24 protein-coding genes are annotated in these 25,410 nt (G+C 69.0%); 13 read left to right on the forward strand and 11 right to left on the reverse strand.

Annotation, left to right across the window (positions count from 1 at the left end):
- Positions 1–36: 36 nt before the first annotated feature.
- Positions 37–1,566: a DHA2 family efflux MFS transporter permease subunit gene (locus CFB34_RS09540; protein WP_089442708.1), complete on the reverse strand. Its 1,530-nt coding sequence runs from the start codon at positions 1,564–1,566 to the stop codon at positions 37–39.
- A gap of 122 nt (positions 1,567–1,688) precedes the next feature.
- Between CFB34_RS09540 and CFB34_RS09545 the strand changes: the two genes are divergently transcribed.
- Positions 1,689–2,129 (forward strand): MarR family transcriptional regulator, encoded by a 441-nt coding sequence (locus CFB34_RS09545; RefSeq protein WP_047850156.1) that lies wholly within the window; start codon positions 1,689–1,691, stop codon positions 2,127–2,129.
- 255 nt (positions 2,130–2,384) lie between these two features.
- On the opposite strand, the gene CFB34_RS09550 is transcribed toward CFB34_RS09545, so the two are convergent.
- Positions 2,385–2,882 (reverse strand): DUF2938 domain-containing protein, encoded by a 498-nt coding sequence (locus CFB34_RS09550; RefSeq protein ID WP_089442707.1) that lies wholly within the window; start codon positions 2,880–2,882, stop codon positions 2,385–2,387.
- A gap of 140 nt (positions 2,883–3,022) precedes the next feature.
- Here CFB34_RS09550 and CFB34_RS09555 point away from each other — a divergent pair, with 140 nt between their 5' ends.
- Positions 3,023–3,448 (forward strand): helix-turn-helix domain-containing protein, encoded by a 426-nt coding sequence (locus tag CFB34_RS09555; RefSeq protein ID WP_089442706.1) that lies wholly within the window; start codon positions 3,023–3,025, stop codon positions 3,446–3,448.
- 103 nt (positions 3,449–3,551) lie between these two features.
- Complete coding sequence (locus tag CFB34_RS09560; protein WP_143329508.1) at positions 3,552–4,340, forward strand: hypothetical protein; 789 nt, start codon at positions 3,552–3,554, stop codon at positions 4,338–4,340.
- 1 nt (position 4,341) lies between these two features.
- On the opposite strand, the gene CFB34_RS09565 is transcribed toward CFB34_RS09560, so the two are convergent.
- Together CFB34_RS09565 and CFB34_RS09570 are read right to left on the reverse strand one after the other, a co-directional pair.
- The gene (locus CFB34_RS09565) at positions 4,342–5,244 is read right to left on the reverse strand and encodes a helix-hairpin-helix domain-containing protein (RefSeq protein ID WP_089442704.1); all 903 of its coding nucleotides are present in this window, start codon (positions 5,242–5,244) and stop codon (positions 4,342–4,344) included.
- A 181-nt stretch (positions 5,245–5,425) separates the two neighbouring features.
- On the reverse strand, positions 5,426–6,961 hold the full coding sequence (locus tag CFB34_RS09570) for a sigma-70 family RNA polymerase sigma factor (RefSeq protein ID WP_089442703.1): 1,536 nt from the start codon (positions 6,959–6,961) through the stop codon (positions 5,426–5,428).
- A 296-nt stretch (positions 6,962–7,257) separates the two neighbouring features.
- Here CFB34_RS09570 and CFB34_RS09575 point away from each other — a divergent pair, with 296 nt between their 5' ends.
- Positions 7,258–7,710: a hypothetical protein gene (locus CFB34_RS09575; RefSeq protein ID WP_089442702.1), complete on the forward strand. Its 453-nt coding sequence runs from the start codon at positions 7,258–7,260 to the stop codon at positions 7,708–7,710.
- Positions 7,711–7,743: 33 nt separating this feature from the next.
- Positions 7,744–8,577, forward strand: coding sequence for an SH3 domain-containing protein (locus CFB34_RS09580; RefSeq protein ID WP_089442701.1), 834 nt, complete (start codon positions 7,744–7,746; stop codon positions 8,575–8,577).
- Between the two features lie 145 nt (positions 8,578–8,722).
- Here CFB34_RS09580 and ilvD read toward each other — a convergent pair whose 3' ends face one another.
- The 6 genes from ilvD to CFB34_RS09610 form a co-directional block, all read right to left on the reverse strand.
- Positions 8,723–10,582: a dihydroxy-acid dehydratase gene (ilvD, locus tag CFB34_RS09585; protein WP_089442700.1), complete on the reverse strand. Its 1,860-nt coding sequence runs from the start codon at positions 10,580–10,582 to the stop codon at positions 8,723–8,725.
- Between the two features lie 357 nt (positions 10,583–10,939).
- Positions 10,940–11,962: an Ldh family oxidoreductase gene (locus CFB34_RS09590; protein WP_089442699.1), complete on the reverse strand. Its 1,023-nt coding sequence runs from the start codon at positions 11,960–11,962 to the stop codon at positions 10,940–10,942.
- A 1-nt stretch (position 11,963) separates the two neighbouring features.
- Positions 11,964–13,547 (reverse strand): aldehyde dehydrogenase (NADP(+)), encoded by a 1,584-nt coding sequence (locus CFB34_RS09595; RefSeq protein ID WP_089442698.1) that lies wholly within the window; start codon positions 13,545–13,547, stop codon positions 11,964–11,966.
- Positions 13,548–13,622: 75 nt separating this feature from the next.
- Positions 13,623–15,248, reverse strand: a complete 1,626-nt coding sequence (locus CFB34_RS09600) for an APC family permease (protein ID WP_089442697.1) — start codon at positions 15,246–15,248, stop codon at positions 13,623–13,625.
- 233 nt (positions 15,249–15,481) lie between these two features.
- Entirely contained in the window at positions 15,482–16,402 is a 921-nt protein-coding gene (locus CFB34_RS09605; RefSeq protein ID WP_006484863.1) for a dihydrodipicolinate synthase family protein, read from the reverse strand.
- A gap of 76 nt (positions 16,403–16,478) precedes the next feature.
- Positions 16,479–16,652, reverse strand: a complete 174-nt coding sequence (locus CFB34_RS09610) for a hypothetical protein (protein WP_179243722.1) — start codon at positions 16,650–16,652, stop codon at positions 16,479–16,481.
- A gap of 1 nt (position 16,653) precedes the next feature.
- On the opposite strand from CFB34_RS09610, the gene CFB34_RS09615 reads away from it, so the two are divergent.
- The 4 genes from CFB34_RS09615 (at position 16,654) to CFB34_RS09630 (ending at position 20,467) form a co-directional block, all read left to right on the forward strand.
- Positions 16,654–17,586, forward strand: coding sequence for a 4-hydroxyproline epimerase (locus CFB34_RS09615; protein ID WP_089442762.1), 933 nt, complete (start codon positions 16,654–16,656; stop codon positions 17,584–17,586).
- Complete coding sequence (locus CFB34_RS09620) at positions 17,583–18,710, forward strand: FAD-binding oxidoreductase (protein ID WP_089442696.1); 1,128 nt, start codon at positions 17,583–17,585, stop codon at positions 18,708–18,710. Before CFB34_RS09615 ends, CFB34_RS09620 begins: the two co-directional genes overlap by 4 nt.
- Before the next feature lie 258 nt (positions 18,711–18,968).
- A complete protein-coding gene (locus CFB34_RS09625; protein ID WP_012338331.1) occupies positions 18,969–19,202 on the forward strand; it encodes a 2Fe-2S iron-sulfur cluster-binding protein in 234 nt (77 codons plus the stop codon).
- Complete coding sequence (locus tag CFB34_RS09630; protein ID WP_089442695.1) at positions 19,199–20,467, forward strand: FAD/NAD(P)-binding oxidoreductase; 1,269 nt, start codon at positions 19,199–19,201, stop codon at positions 20,465–20,467. Before CFB34_RS09625 ends, CFB34_RS09630 begins: the two co-directional genes overlap by 4 nt.
- A 43-nt stretch (positions 20,468–20,510) precedes the next feature.
- Here the strand turns inward: CFB34_RS09630 and CFB34_RS09635 are convergent, their stop codons facing one another.
- Positions 20,511–21,455 (reverse strand): LysR substrate-binding domain-containing protein, encoded by a 945-nt coding sequence (locus CFB34_RS09635; RefSeq protein ID WP_089442694.1) that lies wholly within the window; start codon positions 21,453–21,455, stop codon positions 20,511–20,513.
- Positions 21,456–21,619: 164 nt separating this feature from the next.
- Between CFB34_RS09635 and gtdA the strand changes: the two genes are divergently transcribed.
- The 4 genes from gtdA to CFB34_RS09655 all read left to right on the forward strand — a co-directional run bounded on the left by gtdA (position 21,620) and on the right by CFB34_RS09655 (position 25,354).
- Positions 21,620–22,663, forward strand: coding sequence for a gentisate 1,2-dioxygenase (gtdA, locus tag CFB34_RS09640; RefSeq protein ID WP_089442693.1), 1,044 nt, complete (start codon positions 21,620–21,622; stop codon positions 22,661–22,663).
- A gap of 97 nt (positions 22,664–22,760) precedes the next feature.
- A complete protein-coding gene (locus tag CFB34_RS09645; protein WP_089442692.1) occupies positions 22,761–23,459 on the forward strand; it encodes a fumarylacetoacetate hydrolase family protein in 699 nt (232 codons plus the stop codon).
- Between the two features lie 25 nt (positions 23,460–23,484).
- A complete protein-coding gene (gene maiA / locus CFB34_RS09650) occupies positions 23,485–24,126 on the forward strand; it encodes a maleylacetoacetate isomerase (RefSeq protein WP_089442691.1) in 642 nt (213 codons plus the stop codon).
- 19 nt (positions 24,127–24,145) lie between these two features.
- Positions 24,146–25,354: a 3-hydroxybenzoate 6-monooxygenase gene (locus CFB34_RS09655; RefSeq protein ID WP_089442690.1), complete on the forward strand. Its 1,209-nt coding sequence runs from the start codon at positions 24,146–24,148 to the stop codon at positions 25,352–25,354.
- Positions 25,355–25,410 lie beyond the last annotated feature (56 nt).

The raw sequence follows: 25,410 nt of genomic DNA on the forward strand, positions 1-25,410 counted from the left end.
GCGGAGTGAAACGGGCGTGCGCTTCGCGTGCGCCCGTCAATCCATCGCCGCGTGCGCGATCTCCACGCTCGCCGCTTTCTGCGGCGGGCGGATCAGCAGCAACAGCGGAATCATCAGCAGCGTCGCGACGAACATCAGCTTGAAGTCGTTCAGGTACGCGATCATCGACGCCTGCTGGTTGATCGTGCGGTCGAGCAGCGCCATGTCGAGGCGGCTGCCGGCGATCGCCTGCACGGCCGGGTTGAACGGCGTGATGTGGGTCGCGAGGTCGGCATGCGCGACCTGCGTGTTGCGCGTCATCAGCGTCTGCACGATCGAGATGCCGATACTGCTGCCGATGTTGCGCATCAGGCTGTAAGTGGCCGTGCCGTCGGCACGCAGCTCGGGCGGCAGCGTCGAGAACGACAGCGCGCTCAGCGGCACGAATACGAGCCCCAGCCCGAAGCCCTGCACCACGCCGGGCCATACGATGTCCGCTTCGGACAGCACGACCGTGTACTGCATCATCTGCCACAGCGCGAGCGCGGAAATCGACAGCCCCGCGAGCAGCAGCAACCGCGCATCCACGTATTTCAGCAGCCTGCCGACGAACAGCATCGCGATCATCGTGCCGGCGCCGCTCGGCGCGGTGACGAGGCCCGTGGTCGCGACCGGGTAGCCCATCAGGTTCTGCAGCATCGGCGGCAGCAGCGCGCGGGTCGCGTACAGCACCGCGCCGACCACGAAGATGAACAGCGTGCCCGTCGCGAAGTTGGGGTCGCGCAGCAGTTCCGACTTGAAGAACGACGCCTTGCCGACGGTCGCCGTATGCACGAGGAAGAACGCGAAGCTGAGCGCCGCGACGATCGCCTCGATGCGGATCTCGTACGAGCCGAACCAGTCGAGCTGTTCGCCGCGGTCGAGCATCGCCTGGAACGCGCCGATCGCGAGCGCCAGCGTCGCGAAGCCGAACGCGTCGAATTTCACGTGCGGGCGCGGCGCGCGTGCGGGCAGGAAGGTCATCACGCCGGCGAGCGCGAACGCGCCGATCGGCACGTTGATGAAGAACACCCAGCGCCAGTTGTAGCTGTCGGTGAGCCAGCCGCCGAGCGTCGGGCCGAGGATCGGGCCGACCATCACGCCCATCCCCCAGATCGCCATCGCCTGGCCTTGTTTCTCGCGCGGATTGATGTCGAGCAGGATCGACTGCGACAGCGGCACCAGCGCGGCGCCGAACACGCCCTGCAGCAGGCGCGCGCCGACGATCTGCACGAGCGTCTCGGACAGCCCGCACAGCGCCGACGCAACCGTGAAGCCCGCGATCGACACGATCAGCAGCCGTTTCACGCTGAGCCGGTCGGACAGCCAGCCGGTGAGCGGTGTCGCGATCGCCGCGGCGACGATATACGAGGTCAGCACCCACGTGATCTCGTCCTGCGACGCGGACAGCGTGCCCTGCATGTGCGGCAGCGCGACGTTCGCGATCGTGCTGTCGAGGGTCTGGATCAGCGTGGCGAGCATGATCGACAAGGTCAGCATCGGCCGGTTCAGGGCGGGCGAGGCGGGGGCGTCGGCGGCGGGGTTCAAGCGGGTGTCTCCGTGGGGCGGTCGCCGTGGGCGGCGATCCGGTATGGCGGGAATTATAAGCACGCTTATTATATATCCGCTTATCGCCGAGGCATGGCCGGCTTGACCCCTATAATCGCCGCATGGACAAGACTTACGAGAACCGGATCGGCTATCTGATCGCTGACGTCGCCCGCCTGAACGGACGCCTGTTCGACCGGCGCGCGAAGCGCATCGGGCTGACCCGGGCGCAAAGCCGCGTGCTCGCGTACCTGACGTGGAAGGGCGAGATGAATCAGGCGCGGCTCGCCGAATGGCTCGAGATCGCGCCGATCTCGCTCACGCGTTTGCTCGACCGGATGGAAAGCTATGGCTGGATCGAGCGCATCGCGAACGACGACGACCGCCGCGCATTCGTGATCCGTCTGACCGACAAGTCGCGCGAAATCTTTCCGCAGATGCTCGAAGTGGGTGACACCGTCGCCGACGACGGGCTGCGCGGCTTCACGCCCGACGAGCGCGACACGCTGGTGCGGCTGCTCGGGCGCGTGCGTCACAACCTGATCGACTGCGGCGGGGAGTGACGTGGCCCGCCATGCGGGCGGCCCGGATGGACGACTTGAAAACACCTGGTGGCAGCGCGCGAGCACGCCGCGTTGCGCCCATGCCGGCATGCGGCGTTGTCATCGCCGTTGCGCGGGCGCCGATGCGTGGCGTGGCCTTCGTCCGGCTGGCACGGGACGATGCGGCCGCCGTGCTCGACGAAGCGCTTGCGTGGGTCTCGATGTCGGCTCGGTTGAGCCGACGCTGGCTGTTACGGCCTTGGGGCGTCCATGTGCTCAACGGGCCAGCGCCGCGAGTATGAGCGCCGCCAGATAAAGCCCCGCCCCGTACGACAGATGCGTGATGAGACTGCGCCGCCGCGCGACGCCCGGGTTCGGCGTGCGCGACGCCGCGATGCCGAAGCCGAACGCCGGCTGCATCACGAAGAACGGGGCGACGACGCTGACGAGGCCGGCGACGAGTGCGGGCAGCGGCGTCGGCGCGTCGATCCACGCCGGGCCGGCGATCAGGAGAGGCAGTGCCGCGAATGCGATGCCGATCGCGTAATGCGCGAGCCAGCCGAGCGCGCGTTCGCCCGGCACGGGCGCTGCGGCACCGATCGACGCATGCCGGAACCGGCCGTGCATCATGTGACCGAGCCAGCGGCCGACCAGCGCATAGTCGAGCGACGGAATGCCGAATGCACGCCGCCGGAACAGTGTCCACAGATCCATCACGAGCGTGGCGCCCGTGCCGATCAGCAGCAGGTCGGGCAGGACGTCGGGCAGGCTCATCGCGTCCCTCCGCAGAGCAGGGAACAGGCTGCGCGGGGCAGCGGAATACGGCGTGGTTTCAACGGTTTCATCGCAGTCCGGGCTTGTCTTCATGGAGTCGAACGACTATCTTGCAACTTCAAGTTCACTTGAGGTCAAGCATGAGCCGGCTGGACATTGCAGAGGTGGCGCGACGCTCGGGATTGCCCGCGTCGACGCTGCGTTACTACGAGGAAAAGGGGCTGATCGTGCCGATCGGCCGCCACGGGCTGCGGCGGCAATACGACGAGTCGGTGCTGGAGCGCCTGGCGCTGATCGCACTGGGCCGCGAGGCCGGCTTTTCGCTCGACGACATCCTCGCGATGGTCGGCACGGACGGCCTGCCTGCGATCGATCGCGCGAAGCTCGACGGCAAGGCCGACGAACTCGACCGCACGATCCGCCGTCTCGGCGCCGTGCGCGATGCGTTGCGGCATGCGGCCGTGTGCCCGGCATCGAACCATCTCGAATGCCCGTCGTTCCAGAAGCTGCTGCGGATCGCCGCGCATCGTCATCCGGCGCGCCGTACGAAGACGGACGGCGCGTAGGCGGCGAGCGGGCTTCGGCGGGTTGGCGTGGCGGCCGATGTCAGGGTGATGCGCGGAGTCATGCGGTGCGAGACATCGCAAACAGGAACGACGGGGTTGCAGCGTGTGGATTTTGCTTGTGTTTCCTGCCGCGTATGCGGCATCGCGGGTCGCGCCGCATTACGGGGTGCTCGCGGGGCTTGCGACAGTGGCCGTCGTGATAGTGACGCCGCAAGTGCTGCTGGCGTTGGGAATCGACTGGGTGACACGGCGGCGCAGGGGCATTGAACCGCCTGTCATGACCGCTCCGCCTGTACACACAGATAGTCTGGAGGACGAACTGGCCGACGAGCCCGACGACGCACCCGATGTGCCGCTTCGATACGGCGAGCAGGCACGATTCAAACAACTGGTGCTGATTGTCGACGCCGCGCGGTCCGACGTCACGCGCAGTTTCTACGACAAGGCGAAGCGGACGGTCGAAGCCTATGTGGACGTCGAGACGGGGCTTGACGGTTCGGGGGCAGCGATGGTGTCGGCGGCCGAGCTGGCCCAGGAAGGCGCCCCGACCGTCGTGCTGCCGGACGAAATGCTGACCGTGTTCGTGTCTAACGACGGCGCGTGGTCGGGGTTCCGGGTCGGTGACGACACCATCCGGTTCCGCCATGGTGCAATCACGAGAATGCAGCTCACGCTGGTGATTCCGGTTCGCTGGAAGGGTGGCTACATGGTGAAGTTCTGGTTCGACGTACCAAAACGGAACAGTAAAGACGCTTGCGGGCCGCATTCGACCTGGTTCTATCTCGCGGCAGACTATTCCGGCCGCCGATCGCGTGCGCTCACCCGTGCATGTCGCCAGATCGCGTCGGCGCTCGACGTCCCGTTCGACGTCGACGAAACCGGCGACGACTGATTCATCCCGCGTAGTACACGCGGCATTCCTGCTCGCGCCCGCGCACCATGCGCTTGCCGACGAGCGAGCCGTACGTTTCGGTGAAGACGGTGCGCTGGTGTTCGCGCTGCAGGGCGTCGTAGAAGTAGAGCGACACCCAGTCCGTCGGGCGGGACGCCTCCGGCGTGCGCATCGCGGCATGCAGGCACAGCGCGGTGAAATGCCAGCCGCCCTTGGTCATGTGCATCACGGGCCGCGGCACGGCGTCGTCCGCATTCGGGCGCCGATGCGCGGAGACGCGTTGCCCGAAGCCAGGCGTCGGCAACACGCCGGCGGCGGCCTTGTTGCGGTACAGGCGGTCGATGTAGAGCAGCAGTTCGACGGGCGGCTCGGTGCCGGGGCCGGCGTCCTGCACGTGGCCCTGCCAGCGCCGGCGGCGGCTCAGCACGTCGTCGAGCGCGGCGCGGATGCCGGCCGCGCGCCGCGGGCCGACGCCCGAGATCGTTTCGAGCTGGCCGTTGCGGGCCGCGCGTTCGAGTTCCTCGAGCGTATCGATGTGCAGCAGGTCGTGAATGCGCAGCGCGAGCGCGTGGCCGATGCCCGGCACCGCTTCGAACGCGGAGGTGCGCTCGGCGTCGCCGCACAGCCGGTCGAGCAGGCGCCAGCGCCCCGTCACCAGCAGCTCGGCAATCGCCTGGGCGACGCCCGTGCCGACCTCGGGCAGCATCCCGAGCGCGTCGACGCCACCGGATTCGAACAGGGTGCGGATGTCGAGGTCGAGCGCGTCGACCGTCTCGGCCGACGCGCGGTACGCGGCGACCCGGTACGGATTCGCGCCCTGGTCAGCCAGCCGCTGCGCCGCCTCGCGCAGGCAGGCCGCGATATGGCGGTTTTCCTCAAACGTTTGGCTGACGGTCGTCTGCATGGCGAGGGACCTGGGGAAGCACAAACGGAATCGACACGGCGAACGATGCGCCGGTCAGCTTTTCATCATTGTCGCGACACGCGATGAAGAAAACTTGACGTATGTCAATGGCAAACGTAGCACAGGTTCGATGCGCACGGTCGTGCCGGAAAGCGGCACGACCGTGCGTCGCGTGATGCCGTCACGCGTCGAGGAACGACTGCGCGTTCTCGGCCTCGGCGGCCGTGCGCAACGCGGCGAGCGCCCGCTTCTCGATCTGCCGCACGCGTTCGCGCGACATGCCGGCGTCCTGCGCGATCGCGTCGTAGGTGTCCGGCTCGGCGCCGCCGAGCCCGAACCGCCGGCGCAGCACGTCGGCCTCGGCCGGCGTGACCGACCGGAGCAGCGACCTCACGCATTCGCGCATCCACGTGTCCGCCAGTTGCTCGAACGGGCTGGCCGATGCCTGGTCCTCGATCAGCTCGACGAGGCCGGTGTCCGCGTCGGGCAGCGGCGCGTCGAGCGACACGGGCTCGGCAGGCAGCGCGAGCACCGCGCGCAGCTTGTCCTCGTCGAGGCCGGTTTCGGCCGCGAGGTCGGCCGGCGTCGCCCGGCGGCCCGTGCGCTGCCGAAAACGCAGCGCATGCCGCCGCACCCGCTGGTACTGGTCGCCGACGTGCACGGGCACGCGGATCGTGCGGGCGCGATCCGCGACCGCGCGCGCGATCGCCTGGCGGATCCACCAGGTCGCATAGGTCGAGAACTTGAACCCGCGCCGGTATTCGAATTTCTCGATCGCGCGCATCAGGCCGAGACTGCCGTCCTGCACGAGATCGGGCAGGTCGACGCCGCGGTTCATGTACTTGCGCGCGATCGACAGCACGAGCCGCAGGTTCGCCTCGAGCATCGCGCGCGTGGCGTCGCGCACTTTCTGCTGGCCGTCTGCCAGCGCGGCGGCGAGTGCCCGCCGTGCGACCGTGTCGAAGCAGGCGGCTTCGCCCGCGGCGGCGTGTTGCGGCGCGGATGCGAGCGTGCGCACGACGCCGCTCGCGTCGTCGACGGCCGGTGCGACCCACGCGATCGAGCCGAGCAGGGCGGCGACGTGGTTGCGGGCGTCACGGTATTCGTCCGAGCGGTAGCCGTGCGCGTGCAACGCGCCGCGCAAGGCCGTGACGGCCGCCTGCAGCGCGTCGTAGCTGGCCGGCGCAGGCGTGTCGCCGGCGTCGTCGTCGGACGACCCGGCTGCGCCGGTCGAAGCCGTTGCGCGATGACGCGCGAGCAGCGCGTCCACCGCCGCCGGATAGCCGGCGAGCGCGTGCAGGATCTGGTGGCGGCCCGTCTCGATCTCGCGCGCCAGCACGATTTCGCCTTCGCGCGTGAGCAGCGGCACTGCCTGCATGCGGCGCATGTAGAGGGCAAGCGGATCGGTGGACGCGCTCGTGCCGCGTGCGAGGTCACCGAGCATCGCGCGGCCTTCGTCGAGCGCATCGCGATCGACGTCGACAGGCGCCGAGCCGGCGAACGGCGCAGGCGCGGCCGGCTCGTCGAGCACGGCGATGCCGATGTCGGCGAGCGCGGCGCGCACGACGTCGAGCGCGTCGGGGCTGTCGCTTTCGGGCGGCAGCGCGTCGACGAGGTCGGCGTGGGTCAGATAACCCTGTTCGCCGGCGAGCGCCAGCAACTGGATGATCGGATCGAGCGGCGTGTCCGCCCGGGGAGTGGGGCGTGGCGTAGTCATGTCGATGGCGGCGTGAGCCGCGTTCCTGTCTGGGCGGGCCGAAGTCCGCTGGTTTCGGGCTGCCGGTTGCTCGCGAACCCCGTCCGCGCCGGCCAGCCTGACATCGTTCAAGTTGAGGGCATTTGCGCGAACTTCAACGCAAGCGTGGCAGACGGGCCAGCACGAGGCATGCCCGCGCCCTGTCCAGTGCAGGAAACAAAAAGTAACCGATCATACCGAGCGGAAATCTGCAGGGGACGTAAGCTAGAGTCAGGCGCGCGCCTGGCGGCGACGCGCGGATTCTGCCGGAGTGACCGATGACCCCGATTCCTGCCGCGAGGTATGCGGTATTCGCATTGACGACGCTGACCCTCGGCGGCTGTTATTACACGAGTCCGTATGGCTATGCGCCGTACTACACGCCGGCGCCGGCCACGCTGACGCAGCGCGAGATCCCCGTCACGCCGGCTGCACCGGCCGCCACTGCGCCAGCCACCGCTGCACCGGCCACCACTTCGCCGGGCCCGGCAGCGGCGGTGGTCGATCCGGCTCCCGTCTACGTCGCGCCGGCCTATCCGCCGCCGTATCCCTATCCGTATCCGTACTATGCCCCCGCGTATTACCCGGGCTGGTACGGCTGGGGCGCGCCGGCGATCTCGGTCGGTTTCTGGGGCGGATGGGGCGGCGGCTGGCGTGGACGCGGCGGGTACTGGCATCGTCCGTGGGGCGGCGGCCACTGGGGTGGCGGCTGGGGCGGGCATCGGCATTGACCGGCGCGCGGCGGCACCGCGCGGGAGAGCATCATGAGGAACACGATTGTCCGAAGTCTGTGCGTCGTCCTGCTCGGCCTCGCGGCCGTGCCGGGTATGACACAGGCACAGAGCACCGGCTACACGAATGCGCCGGCCGAACTGTTCGCCGGGCCCGCGCCCGACTATCCGGTCGTCGCGCAGATCCCGCCGGGTACCGCGCTGGACGTGTTCGGCTGCCTGAGCGACTACACGTGGTGCGACGTCGCGCTGCCGGGCGCGCGCGGTTGGATCGACGCGCAACTGATCGACTATCCGTACCAGGGCGGTTACGCGCCGCTGGTCGAATACGGCGCGATCATCGGCGTGCCGATCACGGGGTTCGCGATCGGTGCGTACTGGGATCGCTACTACCGTCACCGGCCGTGGTTCCATGACCGCGATCGGTGGGAACACCGCGCGGAACCGCGGCTCGGCCCGGGCGGCGTGCCGCCGGGACAGGGGCACCCGCAACCAGGCGGGCCGCCGCAGGCCGCACCGGGCGGCCCGCCGGCCGTGCATGACGCGCGGCCGTCCGCTGCACGCGGCGGCTGGAACGGCGCGATTCGCACGCCGTCGCAGCCGGCTGCGCCCGCGCCTGCGCCGATGCCGGGTGCAGCCGGCAATCCGCGTCCGGCAGCGCCGCCACCGGCTGCCGTCATGCGTCCGCCGCCCGCGCCGGGCGGTGAGGGCCGCTCGATGCCGGTACCGGTGCATCCGGGCGGTGGTGGGGGTGGTGGCGGTGGATACGGTGGCGCGCGACCGCAAGGCGGCGGGAACGGCGGCGGAAGCCACGGCGGCGGTGGTGGCGGAGGTGGCGGCGGCGGTCCGGAAGAATTCCGTCACTGACGAGGCCGGCGCTTTCTACCGGCGCCGGACGAAAAAAAGCCGCTCCGGAGAGCGGCTTCTGGATCGGGCGAGCGGGCGGTCGTATAGCCCGCAGTCCGACCGGCTAGGTATTACAAGCAGCCGGCCTTGCGGGTTGTTACCCCGATCAGTCGTCGAGCAGCGACAGGTCGCGCACCGCACCCTTGTCGGCGGACATGACCAGCTTCGCGTAGGCCTTCAGCGCAGCGGACACCTTGCGCGGGCGCGGCTGCGCCGGCTTCCAGCCCTTGGCGTTCTGCTCTTCGCGGCGGCGCGCCAGTTCCTCGTCCGACACCAGCACGTTGATCGTGCGGTTCGGGATGTCGATGCGGATCTTGTCGCCGTCGCGCACGAGGCCGATCGCGCCGCCCGCTGCCGCTTCCGGCGAGCAATGGCCGATCGACAGGCCCGACGTGCCGCCCGAGAAGCGGCCGTCCGTCAGCAGCGCGCATGCCTTGCCGAGGCCCTTCGACTTGATGTAGCTGGTCGGGTAGAGCATTTCCTGCATGCCGGGGCCGCCCTTCGGGCCTTCGTAGCGCACGATCACCACGTCGCCGGCCTTGACCTTGTCGTTCAGGATGTTGTCGACGGCTTCATCCTGCGATTCGGTCACATGTGCCGTGCCTTCGAACACGAGGATGCTTTCGTCGACGCCGGCCGTCTTCACCACGCAGCCGTCGAGCGCGATGTTGCCCGTCAGCACGGCGAGGCCGCCTTCCTTCGAGAACGCATGCTCGTACGAGCGGATGCAGCCTTCGGCGCGATCGAGGTCGAGGCTCGGCCAGCGCGTGTTCTGGCTGAACGCGACCTGCGTCGGGATGCCGGCCGGGCCGGCCTGGTAGAACGTGCGGACCGCGTCGTCCTGCGTGCGGACGATGTCCCACTGGTCGAGCGCGTCCTTCAGCGTCGGCGTGTGCACGGTCGGCACGTCGGTGTGCAGCTTGCCGGCGCGGTCGAGCTCGCCGAGGATCGCCATGATGCCGCCTGCGCGGTGCACGTCCTCGATGTGGTACTTGTTCGTGTTCGGCGCGACCTTGCACAGCTGCGGCACGACGCGCGACAGGCGGTCGATGTCCTTCATCGTGAAGTCGATGCCGGCTTCCTGCGCGATCGCCAGCAGGTGCAGGATCGTGTTGGTCGAACCGCCCATCGCGATGTCGAGCGTCATCGCGTTCTCGAACGCCTTGAAGCCCACCGAGCGCGGCAGCACGCGTTCGTCGTCCTGCTCGTAGTGCTGGCGGGTGAGTTCGACGATGCGACGGCCGGCGCGCTTGAACAGTTGCTCGCGGTCGGCGTGGGTGGCCACCACCGTGCCGTTGCCGGGCAGCGACAGGCCGAGCGCTTCGGTCAGGCAGTTCATCGAGTTCGCGGTGAACATGCCCGAGCACGAGCCGCAGGTCGGGCAGGCCGAGCGTTCGACTTCGGCGACTTCGGCGTCGGAATACGACGGGTCGACCGCGATCACCATCGCGTCGACGAGGTCGAGCTTCTTCACCTCGATGGCCTTGGTGACCGGGTTCGCGAGGCGCGTCTTGCCCGCTTCCATCGGGCCGCCCGACACGAAGATCACCGGGATGTTGAGGCGCATCGCGGCCATCAGCATCCCCGGCGTGATCTTGTCGCAGTTCGAGATGCAGACCATCGCGTCCGCGCAGTGCGCGTTCACCATGTATTCGACCGAGTCGGCGATGATGTCGCGGCTCGGCAGCGAATACAGCATGCCGTCGTGGCCCATCGCGATGCCGTCGTCGACCGCGATCGTGTTGAATTCCTTCGCGACGCCGCCGGCAGCCTCGATCTCGCGCGCGACCAGTTGGCCGAGATCCTTCAGGTGCACGTGCCCCGGCACGAACTGCGTGAACGAGTTGACGACCGCGATGATCGGCTTCGAGAAATCGTCGTCTTTCATGCCGGTGGCGCGCCAGAGCGAGCGCGCCCCTGCCATGTTGCGGCCAGCGGTGGAGGTTTTGGAACGGTAAGTGGGCATGGTCGTTGCTGAAGAAATATCGCGGGAAAAGGGTGGAGGCACGGGAATAAAGGCCTCTCTCGCGCCCGTGCGAACAACCTCTTGAGCTGCGCCCTGGGCAAACCTCGTGATTATCCCACAGCCGCCGGGCGGGCGGCGCCGGCGGGTAAGGCCGACCGGTGCGGGTGGGGCGCGGCGGGCAGCGCGTGGGCGCACAGGCCAAAAGAACCGAACAAAGCGAACAAAGCGAACAAAGCGCGACGCGAAGACGGAATGGCGGGAACACGCGAAGCCGGAAGCCGGCCATCGGCAGCGGAGCCCGGCAGCGGCTTCATCGCCCGTCTTGCCGACGACGAAGCCGCGCCGCTCGATCGCGCGTCAGTCGAGCAGCGTCAGGATCTCGTCGTACAGCGCCTTCGGAATCCGCACGCCGTTCGCGAGGCTGCGCGCGCGGGCGTCGAAGCGGCGTTGCGACGGCAGCCGCGCACCCTGCGCGACGATCGATTCGAACATCCGTTCGCCGCGCGCGAGCCCCGTGTCGAGATCGTCGCCGAGGAACACCTTCGGGTCGAACGCGATCACGAGCTCGCCATGGCACGGCGTCGCGCCGACGCCTTCGTCGAAATCCATCGATTCCCGGCTCGTCATGTCGCCGATCAGCGCGCCGCCGAGCAGTTCGACCATCGCCGCGAGCGCCGAACCCTTGTGGCCGCCGAACGTGCGCATCGCACCCTGCAGCGCGGCTTTCGGATCGGTGGTCGGCCGGCCGTCGGCGTCGATCGCCCATTCCGGCGGGATCGCCTTGCCTTGCTTCGCATGCAGCTCGATGTCGCCGCGCGCGATCGCGCTCGTCGCGAAATCGAACACGAACGGCACGCCGCCCGGGCGCGGCCATGCGAACGCGATCGGGTTCGTGCCGAACACCGGCTCCTTGCCGCCTTCCGGTGCAACCCAGCTATGGCTCGGGTTCATCGCGATGCCGACCAGCCCCTCGGCCGCGATGGCCTCGACCTCGGGCCACAGCGCGGAGAAGTGGTAGCAGTGGTTGATCGTCATCGCCGCGATGCCGTGCTGCTTCGCCATCTCGACGAGCACCGGCAGACCGGTCTCGAAGCTCAGCAGCGAGAAGCCGCGATGGGCGTCGACCGAGACGATCGACGACGACAGCCGGCGCAGCGTCGGCACGGCTTGCGGATCGACCTTGCCCTTCTTCAGCGAGCGCACGCAGACGAGCAGCCGGTACACGCCATGCGAATGGCATTCGTCGCGCTGGCCTTGCGTGATCACGTTGGCGATGGCACGCGCATGCGCGTCGGACATCCCGTGGTGCGTCAGCACGCGCAGCGCGAGCGCGTGGACTTCATCGAGCGACAGGACGATTTCGTCGGTGGATGCGGTCATCTCACGCCTCCCGCGGCGCGGGCACGCCGTCGATGCGTTGCGGCACGTTCAGCGGATTGCCGTTGCGGATCGCGTCCGGCAGCAGCGCGTCCGGCAGGTCCTGATACGACACGGGGCGCAGGAAGCGCTCGATCGCGCGCGCGCCGACGGACGTCGTCCGCGTATCGGACGTGGCCGGGAACGGGCCGCCGTGCACCATCGCATGGCCGACCTCGACACCCGTGCCGAAGCCGTTGACGAGAATGCGGCCGGCCTTGCGCTCGAGCAGCGGGCGCAGCGCGGCGAACAGCGGCGCGTCGCCATCGGCGAGGTGGGCCGCGATCGTCAGCTGGCCTTCGAGCGACTTCAGCACGCGATGCAGCGTGTCGGCGTCCGGGCAACGCACGATCAGCGAAGCGGGGCCGAACACCTCGTCGCGCAATTCGGGATGCGCGACGAACGCGTCGGCCGAGGTCGCGAGCAGCGCCGCGCGGGCCTGCAGGCGGTTGCCTTCGGCGCCTTGTGCGAGCAGCTCGACAGCCGCGTGATCGCGCAGCGCCGCGACACCCTGTTCGTAGCTGGCGTGGATGGGCGGCGTCAGCATCGTCTGAGCGGGCGCGGCACGCACCGCGGCGGCGGCCGATTCCTCGAATGCGCGCAGCGCGGGCCCGTCGACGGCGAGCACGAGGCCCGGGTTCGTGCAGAACTGTCCGGCGCCGAGCGTGAGCGACGCGACGAACTGCGGCGCGATCGCATCGTGGCGCGCGTCGAGCGCGGCGGGAAACAGCAGCACGGGATTGATCGAGCTCATTTCCGCATAGACGGGAATCGGCTCGGGGCGCGCGGCCGCGATGTGCATCAGCGCGACGCCGCCGCGGCGCGAGCCGGTGAAGCCAACGGCCTTGATGCGCGGATCGGCGACGAGCGCCTGACCGATCTCGCGCGACGCGTCGAACAGCAGCGAGAATACGCCGGCCGGCATCCCGCATTCACGCGCGGCTTGCTGGATTGCGCGGCCGACGAGTTCCGAGGTACCCGGATGCGCCGAATGCGCCTTGACGATCACCGGGCAGCCGGCCGCGAGCGCCGAGGCGGTATCGCCGCCGGCGACCGAGAACGCGAGCGGGAAGTTCGACGCACCGAACACGGCCACGGGCCCGACCGCGACGTTGCGCAGGCGCAGGTCGACGCGCGGCAGCGGCTTGCGCTCGGGGCGCGCCGGATCGATCCGCGCGTCGAGAAAGCCGCCGTCGCGCACGAGCGACGCGAACAGCGCGAGCTGGCCGACCGTGCGGCCGCGCTCGCCTTCGATGCGCGCGCGCGGCAGGCCCGTTTCGATGACGCAGCGCTCGATCAGGTCGTCGCCGAGCGCCATGATGTGGCGGCCGATCGCGTCGAGAAACGCGGCGCGGGCGTCGAGCGACGTTTCGCGATAGGTGTCGAAGGCGTCGTCGGCGAGCGCGCAGGCCGCCTCCAGGTCGTGCAGGCTCGCACCGCCGAAGGCGGGGTCGAGCCGTTCGCCGGTGGCGGCGGCGATCGCGTGGAGGGTGCCGTTCTGTCCGGCGACGGCGGACGGGCCGATCAGGAGCTGACCTGTGAGTTGCATGGTTTTCCTCGGAAAAAACAGGAGCCGGGCGTGGAGCGCCCGGCCGAAGGGATCATGGGAAAGGGCGCGGATGCGTCAGTCCTCGTCGTCGTCGAGTTGCAGCTTCTCCGAGCGCACGCCGGTATTCGCACCCCAGTAGTAGATGACGAGCGCGACGGCCGCGACGACGACCGTGTCGTACGGGTGCGCAAGCTGGCCCGTGCCGCCGAAGCCGCCGAGATACGACAGCACGATCATCGCGGCATAGAACGCGATCAGCCACGCGGACGAGCGCACCTGCTCGGCGAGGCTCAGGTGCGCGGTCGGCACCCAGCGGCGGCACGCGAGATAGATCACGAACATCACGATCTGCAGGCCGAGCAGCCAGGACACCGTGCTCCAGCCCGACCAGTAGACGATCAGCGCGGCGATCACGAACGACGCGGGGCCGGTGATGCCGAACGCGCTGGCGCGGAACGGCCGGGGCAGGTCGGGTGCGGTGCGGCGCAGCGCGGCGACCGACACCGGTGCGACCGCATAGCTCAGCACCAGCGCGGCCGACACGATGTTGATCAGCGCTTCCCACGACGGGAACGGCAGCGTCCAGAAGATCGCGAGGCCGAACGTGAGCCACAGGCCCGCGCGCGGAATGCCCGACGCCTCGTCGACGCGCGTGAACACCTTGAAGAACGTGCCCGTCTTCGCCCAGCCGTAGACCACGCGCGGCGTCGCGTTCATGTAGATGTTGCCGCAGCCGCTCGGCGAGATCATCGCGTCGGCGACGACCATCACCGCGAGCCAGCCGACGCCGAGCGCCAGCGCGATGTCGCGGTACGGCAGCGAGAACGCCTTGCTCACGTCGTGCCAGCCGGCGGCGAGCATCTGCGTAGGGATGCTGCCGATGAACGCGAGCTGCAGCAGCACGTAGATCAGCGTGGACAGCAGGATCGACAGGATCAGCGCGATCGGGATCGTGCGCTGCGGATTGCGCACCTCGCTCGCGACCGACACGATCGGCGTGAGCCCGAGGTACGCGAAGATGATGCCGCCCGCGGACACGGCCATCTCGATGCCCGGCATGCCGAACGGCGCGAAGCCCTGGATCGTCAGGTTCGCGGGCTTGAAGAACGTGAACAGCACCGCGATCACGGCCAGCGGCACGATGAACTTGAAGATGCTGATGATGTTGTTCGCCTTCGCGAACGTCTTCACGCTCGAATAGTTCAGGTAAAAGAAGAAGCCCAGCAGCGCGGCCTGCACGAGCCAGCCGAGGGTGGTCGGGTCGCTCGATCCTGCGGCGGTCAGGCCCGGAAACCACGCGGCCGCATACTGGCGCGCGGCGACGACTTCGATCGCGATCAGGCTCGAAAAGGCGATCAGCGTGATGAAGCCCATCAGGTAGCCGAGCAGCGGGCCGTGCGAGAACACCGGGTAGCGCACGACGCCGCCCGCGCGCGGCAGCGCGGCGCCGAGTTCGCAGTAGACGATGCCGAGCAGCAGCACCGCGAAGCCGCCGAGCAGCCACGAGAAGATGCCGGCCGGGCCGGCGATCGTCGACACGTGACTCGCGGCGAACAGCCACCCCGAACCGAAAATGGCGCCGAGACCGATGAACGTGAGATCGGTCAGCGACAGCTGTTTCTTGAACTTGCCGTGACCCGCGTCGGGGTGCGCGGAACGGGAAAGCGGGACAGACGGGTGAGCGTTGCCTTGGCCTGGCATGGGCGTGTCTCCTGGAGGAATATCGGCACAGGCTCGAGGTGCGCCGCGCTCCGACGGAGCAGCGGCGCGAGCCTGCCGGCCGGCGTCGCCCGGTTCGAACGACCGGGGCGGGCTGCGGGGCGCTCACGCGCGGCGCGCTCGGGCGCCGGTATGAACGGGCCCGCAGGCCATGCCGGACCGGAGACGGCGGCGTGCAGGGGGGAAAGCCCGCGCGCCGCCGCAGGGGGAGTCGATCAGAGACCGACGTCGGGCAGCGCCGGGCGCGTTTCGAGCGCCTTCGCGACGATGGCCTTCACTTCCGCGAGCGTGTCGCCCTGCAGCGCGAGGCGCGGCGGCCGCGTGATCGCGCTGCCGCGGCCGACCAGCTCTTCGCACAGCTTGATGCACTGCACGAGGTCGGGGCGAGCGTCGAGGTGCAGCAGCGGCATGAACCAGCGATACAGCGCGAGCGCTTCATCGAAACGCTTCTGCTTCGCGAGGCGGAACAGCGTCTCGCCTTCCTTCGGGAACGCGTTCGACATGCCCGACACCCAGCCTTCGGCGCCGACGGCAATGCTCTCGACCACGACGTCGTCGAGGCCCGCGAACAGCACGAAGCGATCGCCGACGGCGTTGCGCAGGTCGATGAAGCGGCGCGTATCGCCCGACGAATCCTTGAAGCAGACGATGTTCTCGCAATCCTGCAGCGCGATCAGCACGTCGGGCGTCACGTCGTTCTTGTAGATCGGCGGGTTGTTGTAGACCATCACCGGCAGGTCGGTGCTGGTTGCGACCGCGCGGAAGTGCGCGGCGGTTTCGTGCGGCTTCGCCGAGTAGACCAGCGCGGGCATCACCATCACGCCGTCGACCCCGACGCGCTGGGCTTCACGCACCGTGTTGCGCGCGAATTCGGTCGTGAATTCGGCGATGCCGGCGATCACCGGAATCTTGCCGCCGGCCGCGTCGCGCGCGGCTTCGATCACCTGGAGCTTCTCGCTCGTCGACAGCGACGTGTTCTCGCCGACCGTGCCGCAGACCACGAGGCCCGATACGCCGTCGTTCACCAGGTTCTTCACCACGCGGTGCGTGGCGTCGATGTCGAGGGAAAAGTCCGGCTTGAACTGCGTGCTGACGGCCGGGAAAACCCCGGTCCACTGAATGGCGTTTCGGCTCACTTCAATCTCCTACGTGTTTGTATCGGTCGGCCGACAGGTGTCGGTGTGGCAACCAGTATCGCCGCGCAAATGCCCATCACGCTTGAGTCGTATCGCGGAGCAAAATGACGAAATCGGCACAGCGGCCGGGCGGCGCGGGAAGGGCGCTTCGCACTATGCCGATTTCGTCGTCGTCCTCATCGAAAAGCCACAAGCGGGCGGACGCGCGACGGAGGAAGCTGTGCTCCTTTCCCCACTTCGGACGGCTCATGATGAAGCGTATCCAGATCATCGATTCGCACACAGGCGGCGAACCCACTCGGCTCGTCGTGTCCGGTTTCCCCGCGCTCGGCAGCGGCACCATGGCCGAGCGCCGCGACGTGCTCGCGCGCGAACACGACCGTTACCGCACCGCCTGCATTCTCGAACCGCGCGGCAGCGACGTGCTGGTCGGCGCGCTGCTGTGCGAACCCGTGTCGCCCGAGGCGGCGGCCGGCGTGATCTTCTTCAACAATAGCGGCTATCTCGGGATGTGCGGGCACGGCACGATCGGCGTCGTGCGCACGCTGCACCATATGGGGCGCATCGCGCCCGGCGTGCACCGGATCGAAACGCCCGTCGGCACCGTCGAGGCGACGCTGCACGACGACCTGTCGGTCAGTGTGCGCAACGTGCCCGCGTATCGCCACGCGAAGGGCGTCGCGCTCGTCGTGCCGGGTTACGGCCCCGTGAAGGGCGACATCGCGTGGGGCGGCAACTGGTTCTTCCTGATCAGCGACCATGGGCAGCACGTCGCCGGCGACAACGTCGCGGCGCTCACCGCGTATGCGTCGGCCGTGCGCGAAGGGCTCGAACGCGCGGGCATCAGCGGCGCGAACGGCGGCGAGATCGACCATATCGAGCTGTTCGCCGACGATCCCGAACACGACAGCCGCAGCTTCGTGCTGTGCCCGGGCCTCGCGTACGACCGCTCACCGTGCGGCACCGGCACGAGCGCGAAGCTCGCGTGCCTCGCGGCCGACGGCAAGCTCGCGCCGGGCGCCGTATGGCGGCAGGCGAGCGTGATCGGCAGCGTGTTCCAGGCGAGCTACGAGCAGGCCGACGGCGGCATCGTGCCGACGATTCGCGGCAGCGCGCACCTGAGCGCCGAAGCGACGCTGCTGATCGAGGAAGACGATCCATTTGGCTGGGGTATTGCGCCGTGAGCGACACGAAGACGGATGTCGTCGTGATCGGCGCCGGCATCGTCGGCGCGGCGTGTGCGCACGAACTCGCGCAGCGCGGGCTGCGCGTGCTCGTCGTCGACGACGCGAGCGGCGGGGCAACCGGCGCGGGCATGGGGCACCTCGTCGCGATGGACGACAACGCGGCCGAACTGGCGCTCAGCCATTACTCGATCGAACTGTGGCGCGCGCTGAGCGGCGAGATGCCCGAAGGGTGCGCGTACCGCAACTGCGGCACGTTGTGGCTCGCCGCCGATGCGCACGAAATGGATCTGGCGCGCGTGAAGCAGGCGACGCTGGCCGCGCACGGCGTGGCGGGCGAACTGATCGACGCGGCGACGCTCGCGCGACTGGAGCCGATGCTGCGCACGGGCCTCGGCGGTGCGCTGAAGATTCCCGGCGACGCGATCCTCTATGCGCCCGTCACCGCGAACTGGCTGCTGCAGCGCGCGCCGCGCATCACGCTCCGGCGCGACCGGGCCGTGGCGGTCGACGGCCCGAGCGTGACGCTCGCGAGCGGCGGCACGCTGCGCGCGGAGCGGGTGGTGGTCGCGAACGGCGTTGCCGCTCGCACGCTGCTGCCCGAGCTGCCGCTGCGCCCGAAAAAGGGCCATCTGCTGATTACCGACCGCTATCCGGGCCAGGTGTCGCACCAGCTCGTCGAGCTGGGCTACGCGGCGAGCGCGCATGCGAGCGATGGCACGTCGGTTGCGTTCAACGTGCAGCCGCGGCCGACCGGCCAGTTGCTGATCGGTTCGTCGCGCCAGTTCGACACCGAGGACGCGCAAGTCGACCCACCCGTGCTCGCGCGCATGCTGCGCCGCGCGGTGGGTTACCTGCCGGACCTCGCCGACCTGAACGGGATCCGCGCATGGACGGGGTTCCGTTCCGCGAGCCCCGACGGGCTGCCGCTGCTCGGCGAGCATCCGGCGCGGCCGGGCGTGTGGCTCGCGGTCGGGCACGAAGGGCTCGGCGTGACGACCGCACCGGGCAGCGCGCGGCTCGTCGCTGCGCTGATGGCCGGCGAACGGCCGCCCATCGATATCGAACCGTATTTGCCGGGACGCTTCCTGAGCGCGTCCCTCGTCGCCGGAGCGCTGACATGAAACGACCCTCACGCTCACTTTGCTCGCCTTCGACCGGCGCTGGCGCTTCAGCGCTTGCGCCAGTCCCATGCGCGACGCTTCCCGCGGGGGCGGTTAACCCCGTTCGGGCGGCTCGACGGAGGCTGAGATGAAACGACCCTCACGCTCTCTTCGTTCGCTGTCGACCGGTGTTGGCGCTTCAGCGCTGACTCCGGTCCCATGCACGGCGCCCCCCGTGGGGGCGGTCAGACTCCTTGGGGCGGCCCGTCGGAGGCTGACATGATCATTCATCTGGACGGCCGCGCGCTGACGGTGGCCGACGGCGCGACCGTCGCGGCCGCCGTCGCGGCGAGCGGCGACGACACGACGCGCGTGTCGTGCACGGGTGCGGCGCGTGCGCCGTTTTGCGGGATGGGCATCTGCCAGGAGTGCAGGATGACGATCGATGGCCGTCGCCGGCTGGCTTGCCAGACACTGTGCCGCGACGGGATGCAGGTGGAGCGCACGCGATGAAACAGGAACGACTGAGCGTCGACGTCGCGATCGTCGGCGCGGGGCCGGCCGGGCTGTCGGCCGCGCGGGCCGCCGCGCGCAGCGGGGCGACGGTTGCGATCGTCGACGACAATCCGCGCGCGGGCGGGCAGATCTGGCGGCAAGCCGCGGCGACTACGCCGACGCCGGCCGCCGCCGAGCGGCTCGCCGTGTTGCGGCAGCCGAACGTCACGCATCTCGCGGCGACGCGCATCGTCGCCGAAACGCAGCCGGGCACGCTGCTGCTCGAAGACGACGAGCGCGCGCTGTTGCTCGACTTCCGCACGCTGATTCTGTGTTGCGGCGCACGCGAGTTGCTGTTGCCGTTTCCGGGCTGGACGCTGCCGGGCGTCACCGGTGCGGGCGGCTTGCAGGCGCTGATCAAGTACGGCCTCGACGTGCGCGGGCAGCGCACGGTGATCGCGGGCAGCGGGCCGCTGCTGCTGGCGAGCGCGGCGACGGCCCGTCAAGCCGGCGCACGCGTGTCGCACGTGTTCGAACAGGCAACGTGGGGCGACGTGGCCGGTTTTGGGGCGGGGCTGTGGCGCTGGCCGTCGAAGCTCGCGCAGGCCGCGAAGCTCGTCACCGGCGCCTATCGACCCGATGCGCATGTCGTCGAGGCGTTCGGCGCCAAGCGGCTCGAACGCGTGCGGATTCGTCAGGGCGATCGCGAGTTCGACGTCGACTGCGACCGGCTCGCGTGCGGCTTCGGGCTTGTGCCGAATACCGTGCTGCCGAGTCATCTCGGCTGCCGGATCGATAACGGCGCGGTGGCGGTCGATGTGCACCAGCGCACGAGCCGCGATGGGGTTTTTGCGGCGGGCGAGTGCACGGGCGTCGGCGGCAGCGAACTGGCGATGGTCGAAGGCGAAATCGCCGGTTTGGCGGCGACCGGGCAGACGGCGCAGTTGGCTGCGCTGGTCACGCAGCGGGCGCACTGGCAGGCGTTTGCCGATGCCGTACGCGAGCGCTTCGCAATCCGCGAGCCGATCCGCCGGCTCGCGCGGGCCGACACGTTGCTGTGCCGTTGCGAGGACGTGCGTTTCGATGCCGTCGCGCAAGCGCCGGGCTGGACGGCGGCGAAACTGCAATCCCGTTGCGGGATGGGCGCGTGTCAGGGGCGTGTGTGCGGCGCTGCCGCGCAGGCGCTGTTCGGCTGGACGCCGCCGGTGCCGCGCACGCCGCTCGTGCCCGCGCGGGTCGGCACGCTGATGCTGGACGGTACGGCGTCCTGCGACGGCGCGTGACGCGTCGCGGCACCACGGCCCGGTTGACACCGGGCCGTGCCATTCATTCCACCTTCACTTTCTCCCATCCGCCGACCTGCGGTGCCGCACAGGCGCGCAGGCACTCGATCGTCGCGGCCACGGCCGCGCGGTTCGCGCTGTCGGGGTGCCAGTACATCGACACCGCGCCCTGGCCCTCGAGCTGCATCGGCAGGATCCGGATCGCGTTCAATTGCGCGAAGCGCTGCGCAGCGCGATGCGACGCCACGCCGAGCAGGTCGGTGTTGTTCAGCAGCGTGAGGTTGAGGATCGACGAATTCGATTCGACACAGTGTGGCGGCCGTACGCGGCCGGCGGCCGACAGCGCGGCCTCCAGCGCGTTGTGCACGGGCGTGCCCGACGGCCACACGATCCACGAATAGGCGAGCACGTCGTCCCAGCCGACCGACGTTGCACCGGCGAGCGCGTGGCCGGGCCGGGCGACGAACACGACCGGATCGACATACAGCGCTTCGGCATGCAGCAGCGGATCGACGGAGGTCGACCCCGAGCGGCCCACGACGATATCCAGTTCGCTGCGTGCGAGCTGCGGCATCAGCTGGTTCATCGTGCTTTCGGTCATCCGCACCTGCGCGCGCGGCATCCGTTTCAGCAACTGCGACACCGCGAGCGGCACGGTATCGGCCGCCGCCACGCCGGACGTGCCGATCGTCACGAGGCCGCTGCCGCCTTCCCGTAGCGCGGCCATGTCGTCGCGCGCGATGTCGAGCTGCGCTTCGACCCGGCGCGCATGCTCGATCAGCGCTTCGCCGTACGGCGTCGGCCGCAGGCCGCGCGCATGCCGCTCGAATAGCGGCAGCCCGACGTCTTCTTCCAGTTCCTTCAGCCATTTCGACAGCGCGGGCTGCGTGGTGGCGAGCGCGACCGCCGACTGGCTCAGATTGCCGGTGCCGGCAAGGCTCAGCAGTACCTGCAGATGCCGCAGTCGCAGCCGGTGGGTCCAGTCCATCGCATGCCTCGTCGCGAGTAGGTATATCCAGAAATATATGGATCAGATGATTTGACCATTTTACCGGGTATGTCTGGGTCGAATATAAATCAGCTAACGGACTGCTTCATGGTCCTCGCCCCGACATAGCGCCGACGCCGATCGGCCGACTCCAAGGAGACATCATGACGACCCACCCGGACGCGTCGCGCGCCGCCTACTACGCACGGATCGCCGAGCAACGCCTGGCGCCGCTGTGGGAATCGCTGCACAACCTCGTGCCGAAAACCCCGCAGCCGGCCGCGCAGGCCGCGATCTGGAAGTACGCGCAGGTGCGCGACCTCGTGATGCAGGCCGGCAGCGTGATCAGCGCGGAAGAAGCCGTGCGCCGGGTGCTGGTGCTGGAGAACCCGGGGCTGCCCGGCAAGTCGAGCATGACGCCGACCCTGTACGCGGGCCTGCAACTGATCCTGCCGGGCGAGATCGCGCCGAGCCACCGGCATACGCAGTCTGCGCTGCGCTTCATCGTCGAAGGGCGCGGCGCGTGGACGGCCGTGAACGGCGAGCGCACGACGATGCATCCGGGCGACTTCATCATCACGCCGTCGTGGGCATGGCACGACCATGGCAACCCGGCGGAGGAGGCGGGCGGCGAGCCGGTCGTATGGCTCGACGGGCTCGACATCCCGCTGCTCGCGAACCTCGACGCAGGCTTCGCGGAGAACTACCCGGAAGCCGTGCAGCCGGTGAATCGCCCGGAAGGCGACAGCTTCGCGCGCTTCGGTCACAACATGGTGCCGGTGCGGCATCGCGCGAGCGATCCGACGTCGCCTGTATTCAGCTACCCGTATGCCCGCACCCGCGAGGCGCTCGACGCGCTGCACCGGAACGGCGAGCTCGATGCGTGGGACGGCGTGAAGCTGCGCTACGTCAACCCGGCGACGGGCGGCTGGCCGATGCCGACGATCGCCACCTTCATGCAGTTCCTGCCGGCCGGTTTCGACGGCCGCACGTACCGCAGCACCGACGCGACGATCTACTGCGTCGTCGAAGGCCGCGGCACCGCGCATATCGGCGGCCATGCATTCGAATTCGAGCCGCACGACATCTTCGTCGCGCCGTCGTGGACGCCGGTGCGGCTGTCGGCGTCGTCCGACAGCGTGCTGTTCAGCTATTCCGACCGGCCCGTGCTGTCCGCGCTGAACCTGCTGCGCGAAGCGCGCGACTGACGCCGGCCGGTTTCGACGATTCGTTTCCCGTTTCTCGTTTTCCGCGCGTCGCTGCGGCGGCGCGCCCCCTTCATTCGTATTGACGCTGGAGCCATTCATGACTTTCGTTTTCCCGCCCGAAGCGCCCGTGGCGCTCCCCGTCGCCGGCAGCGACGCACAGTTCGCGGTGCGCCGTGTGTATTGCGTCGGTCGCAACTACGCGGCCCATGCACGTGAAATGGGCTTCGATCCCGATCGCGAGCCGCCGTTCTTCTTCTGCAAGCCGGCCGATTCGATCGTGCCGGTCGCGTATGGCGAAACGCTCGATCTCGCGTATCCGTCGCAGACGCAGAACTATCACTACGAAGCCGAACTCGTCGCGGTGATCGGCAAGGGCGGCTCGGACATCCCGCTCGAGCGCGCGCTCGAACACGTGTGGGGCTACGCGGTCGGCCTCGACATGACGCGCCGCGACCTGCAGATGAAGATGCGCGAGATGGGCCGGCCGTGGGAAATCGGCAAGGCCTTCGACCGCTCGGCGCCGATCGGGCCCGTGCATCCGGCGAGGGACGTCGGGCACTTCGAACAGGGCGGCCTGTGGCTGACCGTCAACGACGCGACGAAGCAGAAGAGCGACGTGTCGCACCTGATCTGGTCGGTCGCGGAAACGGTGGCCGACCTGTCGAAGTTCTTCCGCCTCGAACCGGGCGACGTGATCTTCACGGGCACGCCCGAAGGCGTCGGCGCGGTGGTCGCGGGCGACGTGATGAAGGTCGGCGTCGAACGGCTCGGTGAACTGACCGTGCGCGTGGTCTGACGCATCTTCCTCGAAAGGCGACATCGTGCAACTGCATAGCTTCTTCAACAGTTCGACGTCCTACCGGGTGCGCCTCGCGCTCGCGCTGAAAGGGCTGCCGTACGACACGCTGCCGGTGAACATCCGCACCGGCGAGCATCTCGAGGCGGCGTACGTCGCGAACGTGAACCCGTCGGCCGCGGTGCCGGCGCTGGTCGACGGGGATTTTCGTCTCGGGCAGTCGCTCGCGATCCTCGACTACCTCGACCAGATCCAGCCGACGCCTCGACTGATTCCGCTCGAACTGCACCATCGTGCGCGCGTGCTGGAACTCGCGACGCTGATCGCATGCGACATCCATCCGGTCAACAACCTGCGCGTGCTGCGCTATCTCGACACCGAGTTGAAGGTCTCGCCGCAGCAGAAGACCGCGTGGTACCGGCACTGGATCGCGGAAGGGATGGCCGGCGTCGAGCGGCTGCTCGCGCGCGCGGACGCGGGCCCGTGGTGCTTCGGCGACACGCCGACGCTCGCCGACGTGTGCCTCGTGCCGCAGGTCGCGAACGCGTTGCGGATGGATTGCGACCTGAGCGCGTATCCGCGCAGCCTCGCGGTTTATGAACACGCGCGGCACGAGCCGGCGTTCGACGCGGCACAGCCGCAGCGGCAACCGGATTACGTCGCGTAACACGAAGCAGGAGACAGACATGGGCGAGACACAACACAACGGCCGGCGCGTGCTGGTGATCGGCGGCGGCATCGGCGGGCTCGCGACGGCGCTCGCGCTCGCGCGCCAGGGCACCCGCGTGAAGCTGCTCGAACAGGCCGATCAGATCGGCGAGATCGGCGCGGGGATCCAGCTCGCGGCGAACGCATTCAACGCGCTCGACGCGCTGGGTGTCGGCGAGGCCGCGCGCGGCCGGGCGGTGTTCACCGACTGGCTGCAACTGATGGATGCGGTCGATGCGCGCGAGGTGGCGCGCATCGATACGGGCGCCGCGTACCGCGAGCGCTTCGGCAACCCGTATGCAGTGATTCATCGCGCGGACATTCACCTGTCGATCTACGAGGCGGTCAAGGATCATCCGCTGATCGAATTCCGGACGAGCACACAGGTGTGCGGCTTCGAGCAGGACGGCAACGGCGTGACCGTGACCGACCAGCACGGCGAGCGTTATCGCGCGAATGCGGTGATCGGCTGCGACGGCGTGAAATCCGCGATCCGTCAAGCGCTGATCGGCGACGCGCATCGCGTGACGGGCCACGTCGTGTATCGCGCGGTGGTCGACGTCGACAACATGCCGCAGGACCTGCAGATCAATGCGCCGGTGGTATGGGCCGGCCCGCATTGCCATCTCGTCCACTACCCGCTGCGCGGTGGACGGCAGTACAACCTCGTCGTCACGTTCCACAGTCGCGAGCGGGAAACCTGGGGCGTGCGCGAGGGCAGCAAGGAAGAAGTGCTGTCGTACTTCGACGGCGTCCATCCGCTGCCGAAGCAGATGCTCGACCGGCCGACGTCGTGGAAGCGCTGGGCGACCGCCGATCGCGATCCGGTCGAACGCTGGAGCGAGGGCCGCGCGACGGTGCTCGGCGACGCCGCGCATCCGATGACGCAATACATCGCGCAGGGCGCGTGCCAGGCGCTCGAGGACGCGGTGACGCTCGGCGCGGCCGTGGCCCGCACCGATGGCGACTTCGAGGCCGCGTTCGCGCTGTACGAACGGGTGCGGATTCCGCGCACCGCGCGCGTGCTGTATTCGGCGCGCGAGATGGGGCGGATCTACCACGCGAAGGGCGTCGAGCGGCAGGTGCGCAACGGGCTCTGGATCGGCCGCACGCAGGCGCAGTTCTACGACGCGCTCGACTGGCTGCACGGCTGGCGCGCGGAGAATTGCCTGAAGTCCGTCGCGTAACGCGGCGCGGTCAGCCCGATTCCGGCGGCGCATATTCGACGACACGACGCGCGGCC

Source organism: Burkholderia sp. HI4860 (assembly GCF_002223045.2).
In the GTDB taxonomy this organism is placed as follows: Bacteria; Pseudomonadota; Gammaproteobacteria; order Burkholderiales; family Burkholderiaceae; genus Burkholderia.

Bases quoted from the DNA above. Each gene is read 5' to 3' on its own strand.
- CFB34_RS09635 (WP_089442694.1), bottom strand. From the start codon at position 21,455: ATGGACTGGACCCACCGGCTGCGACTGCGGCATCTGCAGGTACTGCTG.
- ilvD (WP_089442700.1), bottom strand. From the start codon at position 10,582: ATGCCCACTTACCGTTCCAAAACCTCCACCGCTGGCCGCAACATGGCA.
- CFB34_RS09615 (WP_089442762.1), top strand. From the start codon at position 16,654: ATGAAGCGTATCCAGATCATCGATTCGCACACAGGCGGCGAACCCACT.
- CFB34_RS09625 (WP_012338331.1), top strand. From the start codon at position 18,969: ATGATCATTCATCTGGACGGCCGCGCGCTGACGGTGGCCGACGGCGCG.
- CFB34_RS09610 (WP_179243722.1), bottom strand. From the start codon at position 16,652: ATGAGCCGTCCGAAGTGGGGAAAGGAGCACAGCTTCCTCCGTCGCGCG.
- CFB34_RS09575 (WP_089442702.1), top strand. From the start codon at position 7,258: ATGACCCCGATTCCTGCCGCGAGGTATGCGGTATTCGCATTGACGACG.
- CFB34_RS09545 (WP_047850156.1), top strand. From the start codon at position 1,689: ATGGACAAGACTTACGAGAACCGGATCGGCTATCTGATCGCTGACGTC.
- gtdA (WP_089442693.1), top strand. From the start codon at position 21,620: ATGACGACCCACCCGGACGCGTCGCGCGCCGCCTACTACGCACGGATC.
- CFB34_RS09570 (WP_089442703.1), bottom strand. From the start codon at position 6,961: ATGACTACGCCACGCCCCACTCCCCGGGCGGACACGCCGCTCGATCCG.
- CFB34_RS09655 (WP_089442690.1), top strand. From the start codon at position 24,146: ATGGGCGAGACACAACACAACGGCCGGCGCGTGCTGGTGATCGGCGGC.
- CFB34_RS09600 (WP_089442697.1), bottom strand. From the start codon at position 15,248: ATGCCAGGCCAAGGCAACGCTCACCCGTCTGTCCCGCTTTCCCGTTCC.
- CFB34_RS09550 (WP_089442707.1), bottom strand. From the start codon at position 2,882: ATGAGCCTGCCCGACGTCCTGCCCGACCTGCTGCTGATCGGCACGGGC.
- CFB34_RS09645 (WP_089442692.1), top strand. From the start codon at position 22,761: ATGACTTTCGTTTTCCCGCCCGAAGCGCCCGTGGCGCTCCCCGTCGCC.
- CFB34_RS09565 (WP_089442704.1), bottom strand. From the start codon at position 5,244: ATGCAGACGACCGTCAGCCAAACGTTTGAGGAAAACCGCCATATCGCG.
- CFB34_RS09580 (WP_089442701.1), top strand. From the start codon at position 7,744: ATGAGGAACACGATTGTCCGAAGTCTGTGCGTCGTCCTGCTCGGCCTC.
- CFB34_RS09555 (WP_089442706.1), top strand. From the start codon at position 3,023: ATGAGCCGGCTGGACATTGCAGAGGTGGCGCGACGCTCGGGATTGCCC.
- CFB34_RS09595 (WP_089442698.1), bottom strand. From the start codon at position 13,547: ATGCAACTCACAGGTCAGCTCCTGATCGGCCCGTCCGCCGTCGCCGGA.
- CFB34_RS09630 (WP_089442695.1), top strand. From the start codon at position 19,199: ATGAAACAGGAACGACTGAGCGTCGACGTCGCGATCGTCGGCGCGGGG.
- CFB34_RS09590 (WP_089442699.1), bottom strand. From the start codon at position 11,962: ATGACCGCATCCACCGACGAAATCGTCCTGTCGCTCGATGAAGTCCAC.